18 protein-coding genes and 3 pseudogenes are annotated in these 15,989 nt (G+C 71.1%); 5 read left to right on the top strand and 16 right to left on the bottom strand.

Features of this window, described 5'->3' with window-relative positions; all coding sequences use genetic code 11:
- The first annotated feature begins 53 nt into the window (after positions 1–53).
- The 4 genes from GUY60_RS09485 to GUY60_RS09470 all read left to right on the top strand — a co-directional run bounded on the left by GUY60_RS09485 (position 54) and on the right by GUY60_RS09470 (position 3,184).
- A complete protein-coding gene (locus GUY60_RS09485) occupies positions 54–278 on the top strand; it encodes a hypothetical protein (protein WP_161695861.1) in 225 nt (74 codons plus the stop codon).
- Complete coding sequence (locus GUY60_RS09480; protein WP_161695859.1) at positions 275–919, top strand: plasmid mobilization protein; 645 nt, start codon at positions 275–277, stop codon at positions 917–919. The genes GUY60_RS09485 and GUY60_RS09480 overlap by 4 nt, the downstream gene beginning before the upstream one ends.
- The gene (locus tag GUY60_RS09475; protein ID WP_161695857.1) at positions 919–2,673 is read left to right on the top strand and encodes a relaxase/mobilization nuclease domain-containing protein; all 1,755 of its coding nucleotides are present in this window, start codon (positions 919–921) and stop codon (positions 2,671–2,673) included. Before GUY60_RS09480 ends, GUY60_RS09475 begins: the two co-directional genes overlap by 1 nt.
- Positions 2,674–2,779: 106 nt before the next feature.
- The gene (locus tag GUY60_RS09470; RefSeq protein ID WP_161695856.1) at positions 2,780–3,184 is read left to right on the top strand and encodes a hypothetical protein; all 405 of its coding nucleotides are present in this window, start codon (positions 2,780–2,782) and stop codon (positions 3,182–3,184) included.
- 70 nt (positions 3,185–3,254) lie between these two features.
- On the opposite strand, the gene GUY60_RS09465 is transcribed toward GUY60_RS09470, so the two are convergent.
- The 3 genes from GUY60_RS09465 to GUY60_RS09455 form a co-directional block, all read right to left on the bottom strand.
- Positions 3,255–3,488 carry a hypothetical protein gene (locus GUY60_RS09465; RefSeq protein ID WP_161695854.1) on the bottom strand — a complete coding sequence of 78 codons (234 nt, stop codon included), beginning with the start codon at positions 3,486–3,488 and terminating at the stop codon, positions 3,255–3,257.
- 194 nt (positions 3,489–3,682) lie between these two features.
- Positions 3,683–4,012, bottom strand: a complete 330-nt coding sequence (locus tag GUY60_RS09460; protein WP_161695852.1) for an esterase — start codon at positions 4,010–4,012, stop codon at positions 3,683–3,685.
- 88 nt (positions 4,013–4,100) lie between these two features.
- Positions 4,101–4,313 carry a hypothetical protein gene (locus GUY60_RS09455; RefSeq protein WP_161695850.1) on the bottom strand — a complete coding sequence of 71 codons (213 nt, stop codon included), beginning with the start codon at positions 4,311–4,313 and terminating at the stop codon, positions 4,101–4,103.
- A gap of 581 nt (positions 4,314–4,894) precedes the next feature.
- Here GUY60_RS09455 and GUY60_RS09445 point away from each other — a divergent pair.
- Positions 4,895–5,161, top strand: a complete 267-nt coding sequence (locus GUY60_RS09445) for a hypothetical protein (protein WP_161695848.1) — start codon at positions 4,895–4,897, stop codon at positions 5,159–5,161.
- A 4-nt stretch (positions 5,162–5,165) separates the two neighbouring features.
- Here GUY60_RS09445 and GUY60_RS09440 read toward each other — a convergent pair whose 3' ends face one another.
- The 13 genes and pseudogenes from GUY60_RS09440 to GUY60_RS09385 all read right to left on the bottom strand — a co-directional run.
- The gene (locus tag GUY60_RS09440; RefSeq protein WP_161695846.1) at positions 5,166–5,654 is read right to left on the bottom strand and encodes a hypothetical protein; all 489 of its coding nucleotides are present in this window, start codon (positions 5,652–5,654) and stop codon (positions 5,166–5,168) included.
- A 64-nt stretch (positions 5,655–5,718) separates the two neighbouring features.
- Positions 5,719–6,654: an SPDY domain-containing protein gene (locus GUY60_RS09435; RefSeq protein WP_161695844.1), complete on the bottom strand. Its 936-nt coding sequence runs from the start codon at positions 6,652–6,654 to the stop codon at positions 5,719–5,721.
- 116 nt (positions 6,655–6,770) lie between these two features.
- The gene (locus tag GUY60_RS09430) at positions 6,771–7,616 is read right to left on the bottom strand and encodes a winged helix-turn-helix transcriptional regulator (protein WP_161695842.1); all 846 of its coding nucleotides are present in this window, start codon (positions 7,614–7,616) and stop codon (positions 6,771–6,773) included.
- A 21-nt stretch (positions 7,617–7,637) separates the two neighbouring features.
- Positions 7,638–8,411: a large ATP-binding protein gene (locus GUY60_RS09425; RefSeq protein ID WP_161695840.1), complete on the bottom strand. Its 774-nt coding sequence runs from the start codon at positions 8,409–8,411 to the stop codon at positions 7,638–7,640.
- Positions 8,408–9,076 carry a hypothetical protein gene (locus GUY60_RS09420; RefSeq protein ID WP_161695838.1) on the bottom strand — a complete coding sequence of 223 codons (669 nt, stop codon included), beginning with the start codon at positions 9,074–9,076 and terminating at the stop codon, positions 8,408–8,410. The genes GUY60_RS09425 and GUY60_RS09420 overlap by 4 nt, the downstream gene beginning before the upstream one ends.
- Complete coding sequence (locus GUY60_RS09415) at positions 9,073–9,549, bottom strand: hypothetical protein (protein ID WP_161695836.1); 477 nt, start codon at positions 9,547–9,549, stop codon at positions 9,073–9,075. Before GUY60_RS09415 ends, GUY60_RS09420 begins: the two co-directional genes overlap by 4 nt.
- Complete coding sequence (locus GUY60_RS09410; protein WP_161695834.1) at positions 9,546–10,331, bottom strand: glycosyl hydrolase; 786 nt, start codon at positions 10,329–10,331, stop codon at positions 9,546–9,548. The genes GUY60_RS09415 and GUY60_RS09410 overlap by 4 nt, the downstream gene beginning before the upstream one ends.
- On the bottom strand, positions 10,328–10,939 hold the full coding sequence (locus GUY60_RS09405) for a DUF4913 domain-containing protein (RefSeq protein WP_161695832.1): 612 nt from the start codon (positions 10,937–10,939) through the stop codon (positions 10,328–10,330). Before GUY60_RS09405 ends, GUY60_RS09410 begins: the two co-directional genes overlap by 4 nt.
- 93 nt (positions 10,940–11,032) lie before the next feature.
- Positions 11,033–11,956 (bottom strand): annotated as a pseudogene (locus tag GUY60_RS09400) (DNA cytosine methyltransferase); the annotation flags it as partial.
- Between the two features lie 121 nt (positions 11,957–12,077).
- Positions 12,078–12,233 (bottom strand): annotated as a pseudogene (locus GUY60_RS39465) (DNA cytosine methyltransferase); the annotation flags it as partial.
- Entirely contained in the window at positions 12,233–12,781 is a 549-nt protein-coding gene (locus tag GUY60_RS09395) for a hypothetical protein (RefSeq protein WP_161695830.1), read from the bottom strand. The pseudogene GUY60_RS39465 and the gene GUY60_RS09395, both read right to left, overlap by 1 nt.
- A 35-nt stretch (positions 12,782–12,816) precedes the next feature.
- The gene (locus tag GUY60_RS09390; RefSeq protein ID WP_187369971.1) at positions 12,817–13,986 is read right to left on the bottom strand and encodes a DnaB-like helicase N-terminal domain-containing protein; all 1,170 of its coding nucleotides are present in this window, start codon (positions 13,984–13,986) and stop codon (positions 12,817–12,819) included.
- A 223-nt stretch (positions 13,987–14,209) separates the two neighbouring features.
- A pseudogene (locus tag GUY60_RS09385) lies at positions 14,210–15,989 on the bottom strand (type IV secretory system conjugative DNA transfer family protein); the annotation flags it as partial.

Here is a 15,989-nt window from a genome sequence, read left to right as displayed (position 1 = left end):
CCTGCTCCGGATGCCCGTCCCGTACCCCTCCACCGCAGAAGCGGAGACACTCGATGCGTACCCTCCCGGCCACGCCTGCCGAAGTCGACTCCTGGCTGACCGTCCTGCACCAACGCGGCCACCTCCACCGTGCCCAGTCCGGCCCCGACACCACCTGGGTCGTGCAACGAGAGCGGCGCAGCCGCCCCTGGACCCTGCACCACCCGGTCCTGGCCATGGACTGGATCGAGGAACTCGTCCGCGAAATCCAGCAGCAGGATCCGGAGACGAGCCGGTGACCACGGCCGGACAGCAGCCTGACCCCACGACGGCTCCTGGCGGAGCAAGCTATCGCGTACGACGGTCCTACGGCCCGTCGCACGCACTTGCCCCCGCCCAGGAGGGCGGGGGAAGCCCGGCTGGTTCCCGAGCGAGGGCGCTCGGGAACCAGCCGGGCAACCGGCACCAGGGGGCGCCGGTCACCGGGGGAGAAGCCGACCGCGCCGACCACCGCGAGCAGCCGAGCCCGAGCACGCCCGCCTTCCCCGACCGCAAACCGCGACGCCGCAGCCGCAACCCGAGCGAGCGCACCCGCAAGACGACCACCCGCCTCTCCGACGACGAGAAAGCCGAGATCGTCGCCGCCGCCGTAGAACGCGGCGTCACCGTCGCCCGCTTCCTCGCCGCCGCAGGCCTGACCGCCGCCCGCGGTTCGATCACCCTGCACTCCAACGAACAACTCGACACGGCCATCGACGAACTCGCCGCCCTGCGTACCGCGCTGGCCCGGATCGGCAACAACATCAATCAGATCGCCTACATCCACAACGCCGGAGGCCAGCCCCGCCCCGGCGAACTCGACCACGCACTGAACGTTCTGACCCAGTCGCTCGGCCGCCTCGACGACGCCGCGAACAACCTGGTGACCAGGAGGCTTTGATGGTTCCCGACATCGGACGCGGCTCCCGCACCCACGGACTCCTCGTCTACCTCTACGGCCCCGGCAAGCGAGAGGAGCACACCGACGCGCACCTCGTCGGTTCATGGGACGGCTTCGCCCCCGACCCCGGCCGCGACACCGACCCGCAAGTCGCTCTCGCCCGCCTCACCGCCGCCCTCGACCTCCGGGTCAAGCAGGCCGGTGACCGCGCGCCCGCCCAGCACGTGTGGCACTGCTCGGTCCGGACCGCCCCCGGCGACCGACGGCTCTCCGACGACGAGTGGAACGCCGTCGCCCAGCGCATCGTCCACGCCACCGACATCGCCCCGGACGGTGATCCCGACGGCTGCCGGTGGATCGCCGTCCGCCACGCAGAAGACCACATCCACATCGTCGCCACCCTGGTCCGCGGAGACTTGCGCAATCCCCGCCTCAACTACGACTTCAACAAGGCCCAGGCCGAAGCCCGACGCATCGAGAAGGAAATGGGCCTGCGCCGTCTCAACGCAGGCGACGGCACCGCAGCCCAGAACCCCACCAGCGCCGAGAAGTTCAAGGCCGAACGGACCGGCCGCCCCGAGACCTCCCGCGAGACACTCCGCGAAGCCGTCCGCCAGGCCGCCGCGGGAGCGGACGACGAGAAGGAGTTCTTCACCCGGCTCCACGAGGCGGGCCTGCGCGTGAAGATGCGCCATGCCCCGTCCGGTGACGCGCTCGGCTACAACGTGGCCCTGCCCGGCGACCGCAACCGCAACGGTGAACCGGTTTGGTACCCCGGCTCCAAGTTGGCCCCCGACCTGTCCCTCCCGAAGATCCGTCAGCGGTTGGTCGACGGCATCGAAGGGGCGCCGTCCCCGGCCGCCCCCAGCAGCCGACCGGAGTGGTCCCCACCTGCCCGAGAGCGACGGAGCGCCACCGGGGTCGCGGAACGTGCCGCCGTACTCCTCGACGCCGACGACGACGCCGCAGCCCAACTCGTCGGAGTCGGTGAACTCCTGGACGCGGTCGCCCAGACCTCCCCGGCCGCCACCCGTGCCGAGTTGGGCGCAGCCGCCCGAGCCTTCGAGCGGGCGACCCGCAGCCACGTCCGAGCAGAACGCGCCGACACCCGCGCTCTCCGCTCGGCAGCCCGAGGCATCGTCCAGGCCGGCGGCGCTCTCGGCCGGGGCGAGGACGGTGGCACCACCGCCATGCTCGTCTCCACCTTGGTCCTGGTCGCCCTCGCCGCCGCCCGCTGGCACTCCGCCCGCGGTCACGCCCAGCAAGCCCACGCCTCCCGACAGGCCGCCGAGCACCTGCGAGCCGCGTACCGGCAGGCCGCCGCCACGCCGATGCGAGTACTGCACGACCAAGGCCGTGCCCTCCCGGAGGCCGAACGCCGGACACACGAGACCACCATCCGCGCAGCTCTGCCGGAGCAGGGACCGCGAGCAGACAGCCAGTCGACGAAGACCGACGCCCTGGTCGCGACCCTTGCCCAGGTCGAGCAGGCTGGCCACGACCCCGTGGGCCTCCTGCAGCAGGCCATCGACATGCGCGAACTCGACACCGCCGCGGACGTGAACGACGTCCTGGTCTGGCGCCTTCGCCGAATCGCCCAACTCCCCGCCCACCCCGGCGAAGCCGACCGTCGCCCGCAGCCCGGCGCTCGCCCGAGTAGGACCTCGGCCAACCGCACCAACGAACGGAACACCCCTGCACCGGCGGTCCGCCCTGCCGTCTCCGAGCCGCGCACCCGTCCACCGCGCCGCTGATCAGAGTCCAGAAGGCCGCTCGCCGACCGGCCGGACACCATCAATCGCCTGGACAGCCGGTTCTACCGGCTGTTACGGATGGAAACAGGAAGCCCTCGACCGGGAGATGACGCTCGTGCTCAGAACCACCGACCGCACCACGGAGCCGGCACCCGCGCTGCCCGTCCTTCCCGCTGGCACCGACCCCCTGCTGCAACTCCAGTACGAGACCCGACCGGCCGACGGCCCCGGCGCGACCCGCTGTGTCAGCCACCCACACGAACTGGCCCTCGGCGGCATCCCAGTGATGTGCTCGGCCTGCCGGGCCCGACGCGACTGGCTGCTCATCAACCACGGACGCAACGTCTGGATCCGCTGCCGCTGCAGCAACCAGTGGCTCGAGCCCGAGATCAGCCGCGCCGACTTCGACGCCCTGATCGACGGCCCGGACGGGACGACCTACCCGAGCGTCGAGGAGGGGCTGGTCGCGCTCGGGTTCGACGGCGTCTTCGCTGGCATCTACCTGGAGTAGGCGAGCAAGGGATGAAATGCCGAGGAGCGCCACCGACGAATCGGTGGCGCTCCTCGGCATTTTGGGGTGGTCAGCCGCGGTTGCTGTTCTTCGGCAGCCAGCCCCGGAAGTCGCACCCAGGGCACTCGTCCTCACCCTGAATGTGGCCCTCGTACCAGCCGTGCACCGCCGCGTGCAGGATGGCCTCCTCCACGGAGGCCCCACCGCTGCGGACCGATTCGACGGCGTTGTCGACGATCACACGGAGCACCGCGTTCTCGGGCGAGGGGAACGGCGGGGACGGCATCGGCGAATCGGACGTCATGGCCGCAGCCTACGGGCGGGTTCGGGCACCGGTCAGGCAGACGGAGTGATCTCCCGCCGAGCGGAGCCGTGCAGTTCGCTGCGGAGCCCTCGGCCGACTGGCTTCCAGCCCTCGGGCACACACAACGCCCGGCTGGGCGCACGGCAAGGCCGCCCCTGCCTGTTCGGCGCGGGGCGGCCTTATGCGGTTCTCGCTCAAACCTCGGCGAGGCGATTCGACAGGTCGAGGGCGTCGGTCGCGAACGCGAGGGCGGCGCAGAGGCCGATCACCTCGTGGACCGTCGGACGAACCAGGCGCGGCCAGTCGTCCGGGGCGCCGGGCCAGGAGCCGAGGTGTACCTCGGCGGTGGCCAGGCCCAGTTGGGCGGTGACGTCCCAGCCCATGAGGGAGGCGGGCTCCCAGTACAGGAGGACGCGGCCGAGGGGGAGCCGTGGAGTTCCGGCGGCGAGCCACGTGATGTCGAGCGGGCCGTCGGGCTGGGGGGAGACGCGCCGGACCAGCGCGCCGCGTACGCCGTCAGGCATGGGGTGTACGGCGAGATCGTCCAGCGGGAGGACGGACGAAGGATGGGGTCGCGGCGAGATGGAAGCCTCCGTGGTGTTGATGGGACGGTCAGGCCCAGGCGAGGGCATCGCCCACCGCCGTCGGGAGGTAGTCCTCCTGGCCGTCGTCGGCGATGAACGCCGTGCCGTCCCGGACGACGACATCGGCCCCCACGTAGTGGGCGAAGGGGAAGTCGGGGTTGATGGCGAGGCGAATCGGCAGGTTGGGGTCGAGCCCCTGGAGCTGGCGGAGCAGGTGGCCGACGGTCAGGTACTGGGGCAAAGGAACCTCCGAGAACGGAACGGGAAAAGAGGACAGGGTTGGTGGTGGTGCGTCAGGAGGCGTCGAGGCCAGGCAAGTCACGAAGGACTTTCGGCCTCTCGGCGTGGTCGGCGAGGTGCCGACGGCGGCACTCGTTGACGTAGCCCTTGGCACGACCCGTCATCTCCCACTCGCCGCACGAGCAGACGGCCTGCGTGTATGCGCGTCCGGGGCAGTCGGCGCGGAGCGGCTTGCCGGAGCTGGTGTGTCTGTGGGCCGCCGGGCAGGGCGTGGCGTCAGCATGGTGGTTGGTGAGCGGGGCGCGAAAAGGAATGGGGACAGCTCCTCGTGGATGGGGTGGGGGCAGCAGATGTCCGGGTGTTCATGCGGGACGAAACCTTCGTTGACCTGCGGTTCTTTCCGACACCCGTACGTTGGCATGCGTCATGCCGAAGCACGTAGTGCTTTCCAGGGGAGTGACGTCTGCCGTGGGCGAACTGAAGCCGTCAGCAGGTAGCCAGCGGTACGGGAATGGATCGGCGAACGCGGTTGTCGTACCTGGGTTGCGGCGACGGGCCGCGCGGGAGCGAAGGGGGACAGGGGTGGCCGAGGCGAGCAGACACTGGGACGGAGCCGGGCTGGAGCGCAAGATCCGGGCTGCTGGGCGGCCGTGGACCGTGGGCGACATCGCGATGGTCGCCGACGGGCAGTGGGGCGTCGGCGTGCAGCCCGGCAGGTGGCCGGACGAGGAGGCAGTCCTGGAGCACCGGGTAGCGGACGGGCGACGCGTCGAGCTGACGGTGGAGCAGTTGGCCCACGTGGTGGGCCCCCACACCGAGGACGCCCACCACGGCGAGGATCTCGCCTGACCGTTCAGCGACGTGGCCCCGCAGCGGGCGCCGACGGCCCGACGACGGCCGAAGGAACGGACAGGTCCGCCACCTGACCGGAAGCGTGCGGCGCGTGCCCGGAACGGGCGACAGCGGCCTGGGCCAGGCGGACCGCCGGGGCCCGGTCTGCGGGCACGGCTGCTTCGCGGGCTTCGACCACGCGCCTGATCGATTGCAAGTACGTCTGGCTCTCCGCATGGGCAACGCGAAGATCGGCTGCCGAGCTGGTGATCCGCTCCAGTTCGAAGAAGGCCGGCACGTACCCGGGCCGGGAGAGGGCGTGCAGACGGTTCTGGTGTGCGGCCGCCGCGTTGTCGGTGATGGCCAGAGCTGAGCGGACGTGCATGGCCGCGCGCAGGAGCGGATCGGTGCTTGGCCGTTGGACCGTGAGGGTCTCCAGAATCTCGATGGGCTGGCCCCAGGTCTTCTCGATCATGGCTGTGGCCTGGTCGAGCGCGGTGGCGGTGGGCATGACGGAGCTCCCGTGGTTCAGGGGTAGTTGTTGGGCCGGAGTCGGCGGAAGGCCAGTGCGGGGATCAGCGGCTGCGCCGTGGAGTCGACGCGCTGATGGGCGGTGTGGCTGCGGCGGGAGCGAAGTTGCTCGACCGGTTCTGTACCGCGCCCGCAGTGCGGCTCTGGGCGGCCATCACCCGGAGGTCGGCTGCGGTGCGCGGGGCCCGCGCGGCGCGGTGGACGGCCTGGGCGACAGCGGTGTGGCGTACGTCGAGAGGGGTTGGAGCGCGAGGAACCTGTGGATCGGTGACCTGGCCGACCGGGGTCAAGGTGACCAGGTGCTCCATCCTTCGGTCGATCTGGTGCCGTTCACGGATCACCGGGGCCGCGTTCGCCATGACCGCTGCCGTCGCGGCGATCAGGTGGGTCGGGGTGCGGGCCGTGAACACTGCCTCCGCGCGTGTACCCCAGCCCGGTGGACCGGCCCACAACGTGACGCTCTCGTCGTCCCAGCCGGAGAGACGGTTGTCGATCAGAACGCCTGCCTGCCCGTCGGGGGCGACGAGCTCGACGGTGCCGCGCTCAGCGGCCTCACGACGCCAGCCGGCGTCGGTCAGCGGCCGGACGGCATCGGCCCAGTGGATCGACGGGTTCGCCAGGAAGCGTCCGTTGCCGTCGTAGGCATCGGCCTCGGCGTAGTCGTGGGCCAGCGCCGCGGTGAGGCCGGCGACGATCTCGGCCGGGGTGACGTGGTTGAAGGTGGCCGTCCAGCGGGGCGCGGAGACGGCCTCTGCGGCTGCGGTGATCTTCCACAGTTCGAAGTCGTCGCCGAACCAGCCGATCCGAATTCGTTGGTCGGGCGAGGTGACGACGAGCTGGCAGGGGCCCTCGTCGAGGTAGTGGTGCGGCCAGTGAGCGACCGGGGCGAAACCGGCGTCTCCGGTTCCGTTGGAACCGGCCAGGTACATAGGGCTGACCCGTACCTCCTCGTAGCGGTACGGGTCATCAGTGCTGGGCATGGTCGAAGCTCCGGGCGTAGAAGGGGAACGCGCCCGCGTGCGCAGCAGGGCGATCGGCTGAAGCGCACGCGGACGCCGTGGCGACGGCGGGACAGCTCTGGCTCTCACCATCCGGGTCACCGGGCCCGACCTGGGGCCGACAGAGCGGTCACGGCCGCTGGCACCCGCGGTTGCGGCTGCGGCGCATGGCTGAACAGGGCGTTCGGCGCGGCAGCACTCCGCCGCAGGGCCGCTGCGGTCCGGACACCGTCCGCCCCCAGGGGGACGCTGGCGTTGGCGCGGGTGGCTGCCGGGACAGGGCGCGGCGCCGACGAGGTCCTCCGCTCGGCGAGGGGGCTGCTCCAGTGCTCGACGCTTGCGTAGACGGCCCCCAGCGCCTGACCGGCGTCGGTCAGTACGTAGGGGGCGCCGTGGCGCGGGTCGGTGCGGGCGACCAGTCCGTCGGCTTGGAGCCGGAGGAGCCGCTGCCGAGCGAAGCCGTTGTCCAGACCGGCCTCCTCGGCGATGTGGACGAACCGCAGCGGGCCACCCGCGTCGAGGACCTGGATCACGGAGGTCGAGCGCCGAAGTTGCAGTCGGCGCAGGGCGTCCTCGACGCGTGCGGCTTCGGGCATTTTGCCGACCGACAAGTGGGCATGGGACCAGTCCGACAAGGTGCGGTACACGGGAGACAGCGACTCGCCGAGCATGCTGAGCCGGTAGGGAGCACCGCGATGGTCGTCGTCCCGGGTGACCAGTCCGTCAGCGTGCATCGTGGCAAGCCGCTTGCCGACGAACTGCTCGCTGACGAAGGGGAGCCGGGCGGCGACGTCGCGCACTCGCATCGGGCGGCCCTTCTGGGCGGCCAAGGTCATCGCCGACCAGGCAGTCCACTTCGGCCCGATCCGGGCCAGCGCGTCCTCGACACGCTGAGCATCGACCGAGCCGATGGAGAAGGCGGGAGGCTGTGCGGAGGTACGCATGGTGGTCCTGTCGGTATGGGGTCAGCGGGAGCGGGAGGACGTGGGGGACGTCCTGGCGACGGGCACGTCGGCTGAGTCGGCGAGGGCGCGGGAGTTGGCCGGGGTGGTGCTGCGGCCGAGGGCTGCGGACACACGTGTCGACGTTGAGCGAGCATCACGCAGGGCGGCTTCGCCCTGCGGCGTGAGTGAGAGGAGCTGGCCGGGCCGGTACACGTTCGCGCTGGTGTCCTGGTGCAACAGCCCCTCGGCGACCAGCCGTTGCGCGGTCTGGGGCCAGATCGCCGGGGCCCGTTTCTGTGGTTTCTCCTGTGAGACGTAGGGGTCATCGCCTATCCCTGTCCGACGGAACTGGACGCCGCCGGCCTCAACGGCTTCGAGAGCCATGAGAGGGCGTTTCCCCGCGACGGCCCAGTCGTCATCCGCCGAATCTGGCTCGGGCAGAAGACGTTGGTAGGCGGAGACGGACTCGACGAGGTGGTCGTAGGCCCGGCCCTGCTGCGCAAGAAGGTCTCCGAGTTCCGGGACCGCGGTCCGCAGCAGCGCGTACGACACCCGCGCGCTGCCTGGCTCAGCGCGACTGACGGGTTCGAGTAGTTGGAGAGCATCCTTGGCCGCGTGCGTCACCCGGCTGTGCAACTCGTCCAACTCGTATGCCGCCCCGATCACCTGCGTCGCAGCCCGGTACAGCGGTTCACCAGGCCGGGACGTGGTGTTGAGTGTGGTGACTTGGGTGACGTCGAGCGTCTCGGCGACGAGGTGGGTTCCGGGGTGCGTGTTCGCGTCGTACGGGTTCACTCCGCCGCCTCCATCCGGGCGAGCAGGGAGCGGACCAGGGTGGGGAGGCCCTTGGGGCCGTCACCGAGCCAGATCTGGTCGCTTGCCTCGTCGAGCACGTACGCGGCGTCTTCGAGCAGACCGCTGGAGATCTCCATGCAGGCGTCGGAGATCCGGGCGGCAGCGAGCAGAGATTGCGACAGCACCTCGACGTAGTTGCCCGATGCGAGGCCGGCGGCCTCGGCCGCGGTACGGATTGCCGCCAGCTCCAGTGCGCTGAACGCGAAGTCGAACTCGTCGTCCAGCTCGGTGCCACCGGATGCGGCGACGGCCGGGTTGCTGGGCTCAGCGGGAGTGCCCACGCGGGCACAGATCTCGTCGACCGACACGGTCAGCTCGGCGAAGGACTCGGTGAGCCACCCCAATGCGGAGGCGTAGGAGGCCAGGGCGAACAAGACCGCCGGTGTGGCCGGGCGCGGCTCGGAGGCCACGAACACTTCGAACTGGTCATTCAGCTCGCCGACCACCCGGGGCCCGGCGGACAGCGCGCCCAGCACGGGGTGCAGGTAGGAGCGGCCGTCGGCCGTCGGGTACTCGGCGGTGAGAATGCCGGAGACGCTCTGCGCGGCATCGGTGAGGAGGTCCGCCAGTTCGGTACGAGACAGCGGGGTGCGATCGGTCGTCATCGCTGGGAAACCTTTCGAGGAGCAGCAGCTGGGGGCGATGCCGTTGTCGGAGGAGCTGAGTGGCCTGCCGCTGGCCGGTCGACGGCGAGCGGCGACCGGGACCTGGCGGCCTGCACACGGGCCTGAATGGCGGGATCCGCCTCGACGTTCTGTTGGGGCCCGGTGCGCAGGTGGGCCGAGCGGTAGACCGCGTAGTCCTTCCGGCTCCCGGCGGCGACGAGATAGATCTCGCGCTGGTGGGTCGAAGTCGGCGGCGCCGGGCGGAACTGGATGACCATTCGGTAGGCGACTGAGGGGTCGACATAGACCTTGTGAAAGCCGGAGAGGCGGCCCTGCAGCGGCAGGCAGTCGTTACTTCCGTGGACCAGGTTCTGCAGCTCCAGCAGCGCCAAATCGCGTATCTCGTCAGGAAGTTGACGCAGGTCGGAGATGGCGTCGGGGTGCGCGGCGAAGGCGAAGCAGGCGCGGCTCACAGCAGCCTCCCCTGCACCGGACGCTGTACCGGTCCCGCCGGGGCCGGGCGCGGTGTGTCGACGCTGGCCTTCGGCGTCGTGGACGCACCGGTCGACCGGGCGAGGGCGATGCGGGCGATGCGAGCCCGGACGACAGCACCGTTGCTATCGCTGTACTCCGGCGGTTCCGGCAGCGGGCCGCTGCGGTCGTCGAGCCAGGAGCGGGCAGCATCCACATCGGCGAATGCGCCCTCGCGCATCGTGTAGGTGCCGGCGTCGTGGTCCCACTCTTCGTGGAAGACACGAATCGGTTCCTGACCGGCGCTGGAGTCGCGGGTCAGCGTCCAGGTCTCGCTCGGGTCGAAGTCCGAGGTGTGGGTGTCGAGGACCTCGTAGCGAGTGCCCGACTCCCGGATCTGCTGTTCAACCTGAACAGTGAGGTCGTCGGCGGGCTTGACGTAGTCGCCGCCGACGAGAGCGATCCGTTCGGGCGGGCAGCCGCGTTCGACGAGCCAGCTCTGCGCGAAGGACGCCGTGGCGTGGTGGCTCGTCTCCAGCGTGAACGTGGACCGGCTGAGGTCCCGCGCGACCGTGATTGCAACGAGCTGCGGCGAACCGGGGATTCCCCACGTGACCGACTGGTCGTGGGCGAGGACGAAGCTGTGGGAGCCGATTGGCGTGGTGTGGTGCTGAGACAGCACCGTCAGGTCGTCGGCCCAGAACGTCTCCATCGCCTCTGCGGAGTCGTCGTCGGCTGGCGTGAGTTCGTCGAGGTCGAGGTCGAAGTCGAAGGCGTCGTTCATGCCGACGCTCCCGACTGCTTGGGTGCCGGGGTGGCCAGTACGCGATGGTTGGGGCGGGTCGTGCTCGTTGTGCAGGCCGCGAAGGGCCCGTCGGGGGCGCGCAGGTGCACGAGCGTCTGGTCCAGGTGGTCGCGGTGCCAGGTCGAAGGTCCGGAGAGTCCGGCCTCGGTATCGGTGAACTGCTGCCAGGCGAGCCAGAGCGCGTGGAGTCGGGCGACGGCCTCCGGGTGTTCGTGCCACTGTGCGCACCACGGACGCGTCGTGCTGATCTCGCGGCCGTAGACCGGGAGGAAGAGGTGGTTCACCCAGGCGCTGAGGGCGGCGAGTTCGACGGCGTACGCCTCGCCGCCCAGGGCGAGGATGAACACCGAGGCGGGGCCGACTGTCTGCTTGGGGTCGGCCGCCCCGGCTGCCGAAGCGCCGTCCGCCTGCTGGTCGGCAGAGGGTGCGGGATCGGGTTCGGAGCCGAGGCGGTCGAGGATGACGCCGTGCTGTTTGACCTCGGCCATGGTCTTGGCGAGGGTGCTGGCGAGGTCGTCGAGGTCCCCGTCGGAAACGCGGAACGGCTCAGGGCCGGCGGCGGGGGTGGTCGGGCTGGTGTCGGACATGGGGGCGTGCTCCATCTGTGAGACGGCGACATGCCCGAGAGGATCCGGAGAACCCGCGGTTTGGTCCTGCCGGGAAGACCCGGTAGTGGGGTGCTACCCGCCCGCGCAGTGAGGGCAGTGAGGGCAGTGAGGGCAGTGCGGGAATGGTGGTGCCAGCAACTGCAGGGCGCGAGCGGCTTGTTGGGGGACGACGCCGTTGCCGAGCGCGGTGAGCTGCGCCGGTCGTCCGAGCCCTGGGGTGGCGGTGACCCATCCGGCGTCGAGGCCTTGCATCCACTCGACGAAGTCGGCGCGGAGCCGACCGGCCGCGTCGGTGGGGGCCGGTGCGGGGCGGGTGAGCCTCTCCCATCGGGTGATGGCGGCTGCGTACGCTCCCCATCGCCGGTCTGTTCCTCGGCTTCCGGGGTCGACTCCGTCCAGAGCGGGAGGACCACCGCCGACAAGGGTGGCCGCCACCCCTTGCCGGGGCGGCGGCCCGGGGTGCCAGTGTCGCTGGCCCTCGGCGTGGGCAGCAGCGACGCCGCCGCACTGGGCAGGGTCATGTCCCCGTTGCCGTGCCGCTGGTTGGGCGAGCCCTTGATCCCGTCCGACGCCTTGGGGGTGGGCAGCAGGAGCCACTCGACCTCGTCGGCCAGGTTCGGGCCGTGGCCCCCGCTCTTCCTCTTGGACGGGTGTTGGGAGCCGCCGTTCTTGCCGATGTTGCTGGTCGGCGTCTTGAGCAGGGTGTCCGGCGGGCCAGGCGGCGAGGAAGGTCCGCTCGCGGCGGTGCGGGGCCCCGATATCGGAGGCGCGAAGCACGAGCCACTTCGCGTCGTACCGGAGGTCGGCCAGGGATCCGAGTACGGCACCGAGTGCCCGCAGAGGAGGCTGACCTGTGGTGTCTCCCAGACACCACGGACAGGGTTCCACGTCGCCAGGGGAACCGGCGGGGGAGGTGAGGAGGCCGCGCACATTCTCGATCACAACCAGGCAGGGTCGGAGGGCCTCGACCGCACGAGCGACGTGCAGCCAGAGCCCGGAACGGGTCTGGGCGTTGAGTCCGGCCCGGCGGCCGGCGACCGAGACGTCTTTGACAGGGGAAGCCCGCCGTCAAGACGCACACCCGGGGAACGGTGGACCAGTCGACGGTCGTGATGTCGCCCAGGTTGGGCACGCCCGGCCAGTGGCGAGCCAGGATGCGCGAGGCGTTCGGATCGACCTCCGCGTGCCAGGCGAGCGAGCCGCCGAAGGCGGACTGCACTCCCAGGTCGAGGCCGCCGTACCCCGAGCAGAGCGAACCGATGGTGAGCGACATCAGCGTCGTCCGAGAAGTCGGCGGAGAGGGGCGAAAGACGTCTGCGGGGGTGACGAGGGGGCGGGAGGCTGCGGCAGCCGTGGCGTGGTGCGCAGCAGTGCGGCGTCAGCCCGGACGTGCCCTTGATCGTCAGAGGGAGCTGCGGACCGCAGGCCGGACGCGGCGTCGTGGAGATTCGTGCGGGCGTAGCGGAGCGACGAGCGAAGCCCTTGGGATGCGATCTCGCGGAAGCCGGGATCGACTCCCTCCGGGTCGGTGAGCTGGATGAGCAGGTGACCGGCGCTACCGAGGGCGGACAGCGCCTCACCTGCCTGCTCCAGCGCCGCCGCGACACTCTCCGGCGCGCGGCTCCTGTCGTGCGGCATCTGCTGCGCGAGGGTGCTGATGCCCTGGGCCTCTTGCGCGACGTGGCCGGCGAGGCGGAGGACCGCGTGGGGGTCGGGCTGCTGGAGCTGATGGGCCGCATCGGAAACCTGACCGGCGAGGTCGTCCAGGCGGTGTGCCGTGCGATGCAGGGCGTCGGCACCGGAAGCAGAGGTGTCAGGCAAGGCGAACTCCAAGCAATAGAAGGGGACATAAAGGGTCAGGGGCGGCTGCGCGAATGTGACCGGGCACTGGCCGACGCGGGGACAGCACCTGTCCGGGCCGGGGGTGAAGGGGCCGGGTGTGGCGTGCTGCGGGCGCGGGCGGCCTGCACCCGGGCCGGAGGCGGCCCGCTCGCCATCGGGTCGGTCGGCGGCTTCGGAGTCGCGCTGCCGTTCATGGTCTGCCATCGGGCTCGGACCTCGTCGAGCGGGCCGAGTGCGTGCAGGGCGTGGTTGATCAGCCGACCGGGGCCCAGGGCTTCGTCCTCGGCCAGAGCCCGGACGGTACGCGCGGAGGCGGCTGCGGTACGCGTGAGCGAGGAGCGCATGACCCGTTCCCCGAGCCATTCGGCGCTGCCGGGGACCCCGCCGTCGCAGATGGCGGTGAGCTGCTCGCCGGACAGCGTGCCGTCGGCGAGGAGGCCGCGCCGCTGGGCCTCCCAGAGCAGGGTGATCCGGTCGATGGGCTCGCCCCGGTGGTGCAGCGCGCCTAGGCACCGGTAGAGCTGCCCGTGGGCCGGGTCGGCGAAGTCACCCGGCCGCAGCCAGTCCACCACCTCGTCCATGGCCCTCGGCTGCTCGGCGAGGACGGCCAGGAGGAACCGCTCGTCCTCGGCGACCTGGTCGGCCCGAACCGGCGGCGAGGCGGCCGGGGCGGTGACCGGCGACGTGGCGGGCGCGACTGGGCGCGGTTCGGTTCCCCAGCGCCGTGCAAGGTCGGTGAGCACCCCGGTCAGGACGTCCGCGGAGCGCAGCGCTCCCTCGACCGCACCCTGCAGGGCGTCGGCCCGAGCCGCCTGGTGAAGGCGGATCGCGTGCTGGGCGACGGTGCGGTGGATCGCCCCCTCCAGCACCATGCGGCCGTACACCGGAGCGTGTTCGGGGCGGGGACATGCCTGGATCAGGGTGTGGGCGTACACCGCGGTCAGCCCCCGGACGTAACGACTGGCCTCGTCGACCGTGTCGGTCACCCACGACAGAGGCACCGGCCCGTCGGATCCGACGGCGGGGTGGCCGTCGCTGCGCAGCTTGCGGAGCGCGGCGAACAGCGCCTGGTGGACCGGCCGGTAGAAGTGATCCGGCGCGAGCCAGTCCAGGTGCGAGAGCTGGTCCGGGTCGAGCAATACGGAGCCGAGGACCGCCTGCTCCGCACTCAGCAGCGGGTTCATCGCCGACCCCCTGGGCCCGGAGCGGAAGACCCGCTCTGCCGGGTACGGAGAGTGGCGACCGCCCGGTCGGCAGCGGCCATCGCCTGGGCGAAGTCGTCCAACACGACGGTGAACGCGGGATCGGAGGTAGGGATCGAGCCTGCCCTGCCGACCAGCCACCACTGGCCGTCGCGCAGAACAACTGGCGCGCGCGGCAGCCGCCCGGGACGCGGCCTGGGCGCGCTCACGCCGACAGCCCGAAGTCGTCGTGGCCGATGTTCTTCGCGCGGGCCCGCTCGGTGATCGCCTTAGTGGCGCGGGCGGAGGCGGGCGCGACCACCTTGGCGGAGGGCTCCTTGTACCAGGGCTTGAGGTTGAGCATGGCGACCCGGATGCCGGTGGCCAGCAGCAGCACCTTCCCCTTGGGTAGTGCGCGGATCGCGTCGGGCGGCAGGATCCGCTCGGTGCGCATGCTCACTGAGGTGGACTTGCCGCCCTCGCTGCTGGACACCGAAGTCGTCTGGACATCGTGGTCGCCGACCTGCCGACTGAGGCGGTCGGCGAAGTCCGCGTCGTCGATGCCCGATCCGATGATTTTGATGGTGGCGGCGGAGTAGAGGGCGTCCATGCCTGCCTCGCCCCAGCACCGCTGGCCCTGCCGGTAGGACTGCAGAATCGTCATGGGGATGACGCCCCGGCTGCCCAAGTGGCTGTAGAGGTCCGGGAGATCTGAGATGCGGCAGACGTTCGCTGCCTCGTCGAGGACGCACAGGGCGGGCGGGTCGAGCCGTCCGCCGGAGCGCTCGGCGACGATCACGGCCGCGCGCATCACGGCATCGGCCGCCGCCGCGATGATCGCGCTCGCGGAGCCGCCGCCGTCCTTGCTGAGCAGGTACAGCGTGTCGCGGGAGGTGGCGAAGGCGAAGGGCTTGAACTCGGGGAGGTCTTCGTTCGGCGTGACCCAGGCGGCGACGTCCGAGTCGAGCAGGCAGCTTGCGTACTGCCTCGCCGTTTCGAAGATGCCGTCGCGGGTCTCGGTCGCGCCGGAGACGGTGCCCTGGAGCTGGGCGGCGACCGCGTCGTGTCCGGCGTCGGTCAGCAGGTCCACCGGGGTGCGGTCGGCCGGGGTGGCGAGCCAGGCCAGTACGTCGGTGATCGGCCGCCGGTGGCTGGCGGCGGCCAGGAACAGGGCGCCGAGGGTGTTGCTCGCGGCGGTGGACCAGAAGTCGGAGCCGCTCGACTCGTCCACGCTCGCGGCGACGAAGTGCCCGGCGAGCCGCTTCGCCCCGGCCAGGTCGCGGGCGTCGGCGAGGATGTCCCACCACATCTCGCGCGGGTGGTGGGCGATTTGCTGGGGGTCGAGGGTCCAGATCGTGCCGACCTCGGTGCGGGCGTCCACCGTCGTGGTGAAGGCGTCGTTCGCGGCCTTGTTGCTGGTGAGCAGGACCGGGCCGGGCGCTGAGAGGATCGCGGGGATCGCCAGTCCGGAGGTCTTCCCGCTTCGGGGAGCCATGATCGCGACGATCACGTCCTCCCAGGAAGCGCGGACCTCGGCGCGTCCCGGGGTGAGGGTGCCGAGCAGGATTCCGCGGTCAGCGGGAGCGACCTCTTTTACGCTCCCGGTCGTTGAGGGACGGCCGCAGGCTCTTCGACTTGGCGGTGATCTCCTTGTCCAGCAGCGGCGCCAGGTCGGCCTTCCGGGCGAGGCCGTTCTTCGAGCCGGAGTGCCAGCGCATCCACAGCACCACGCCGGTGGTGGCCAGGGCCACGGTGAACAGGCCGGGGATGATGCGGGCGCCGATCAGCAGCGCGGTGGTGCTCAGGGACGGCCACATCACCTCGGGGCGCAGCAGGGCGTCGGAGGCACGGAACGGGGCCCATGTTCCGCTGCCGACAAGGGAGTTGGTGACATTGCCGGTCAGCCAGGCGAGCGCGCCGAAGGCTATGGCGGCGCCGAGGACGCCGAACAGGAGGTAGAGGAGCGCGTCCGACCCGGTGGTGGTCGAGGGCGCGCTGGTGCGCGG

The sequence above is a fragment of the Streptomyces boluensis genome, assembly GCF_009908195.1.
GTDB classification, from domain to species: Bacteria; Actinomycetota; Actinomycetes; order Streptomycetales; family Streptomycetaceae; genus Streptomyces; species Streptomyces boluensis.
The sequence above is the reverse complement of the archived record's forward strand: the minus strand, read 5'-3'. Positions and strand labels throughout refer to the sequence as shown.

Excerpts from the sequence above, each read along its gene's own strand:
- GUY60_RS09465 (WP_161695854.1), bottom strand. The coding sequence starts at position 3,488 with ATGACGTCCGATTCGCCGATGCCGTCCCCGCCGTTCCCCTCGCCCGAG.
- GUY60_RS09475 (WP_161695857.1), top strand. The coding sequence starts at position 919 with ATGGTTCCCGACATCGGACGCGGCTCCCGCACCCACGGACTCCTCGTC.
- GUY60_RS09470 (WP_161695856.1), top strand. The coding sequence starts at position 2,780 with ATGACGCTCGTGCTCAGAACCACCGACCGCACCACGGAGCCGGCACCC.
- GUY60_RS09410 (WP_161695834.1), bottom strand. The coding sequence starts at position 10,331 with ATGAACGACGCCTTCGACTTCGACCTCGACCTCGACGAACTCACGCCA.
- GUY60_RS09435 (WP_161695844.1), bottom strand. The coding sequence starts at position 6,654 with ATGCCCAGCACTGATGACCCGTACCGCTACGAGGAGGTACGGGTCAGC.
- GUY60_RS09420 (WP_161695838.1), bottom strand. The coding sequence starts at position 9,076 with ATGACGACCGATCGCACCCCGCTGTCTCGTACCGAACTGGCGGACCTC.
- GUY60_RS09440 (WP_161695846.1), bottom strand. The coding sequence starts at position 5,654 with ATGCCCACCGCCACCGCGCTCGACCAGGCCACAGCCATGATCGAGAAG.
- GUY60_RS09485 (WP_161695861.1), top strand. The coding sequence starts at position 54 with ATGCGTACCCTCCCGGCCACGCCTGCCGAAGTCGACTCCTGGCTGACC.
- GUY60_RS09430 (WP_161695842.1), bottom strand. The coding sequence starts at position 7,616 with ATGCGTACCTCCGCACAGCCTCCCGCCTTCTCCATCGGCTCGGTCGAT.
- GUY60_RS09460 (WP_161695852.1), bottom strand. The coding sequence starts at position 4,012 with ATGCCTGACGGCGTACGCGGCGCGCTGGTCCGGCGCGTCTCCCCCCAG.
- GUY60_RS09390 (WP_187369971.1), bottom strand. The coding sequence starts at position 13,986 with ATGAACCCGCTGCTGAGTGCGGAGCAGGCGGTCCTCGGCTCCGTATTG.
- GUY60_RS09405 (WP_161695832.1), bottom strand. The coding sequence starts at position 10,939 with ATGTCCGACACCAGCCCGACCACCCCCGCCGCCGGCCCTGAGCCGTTC.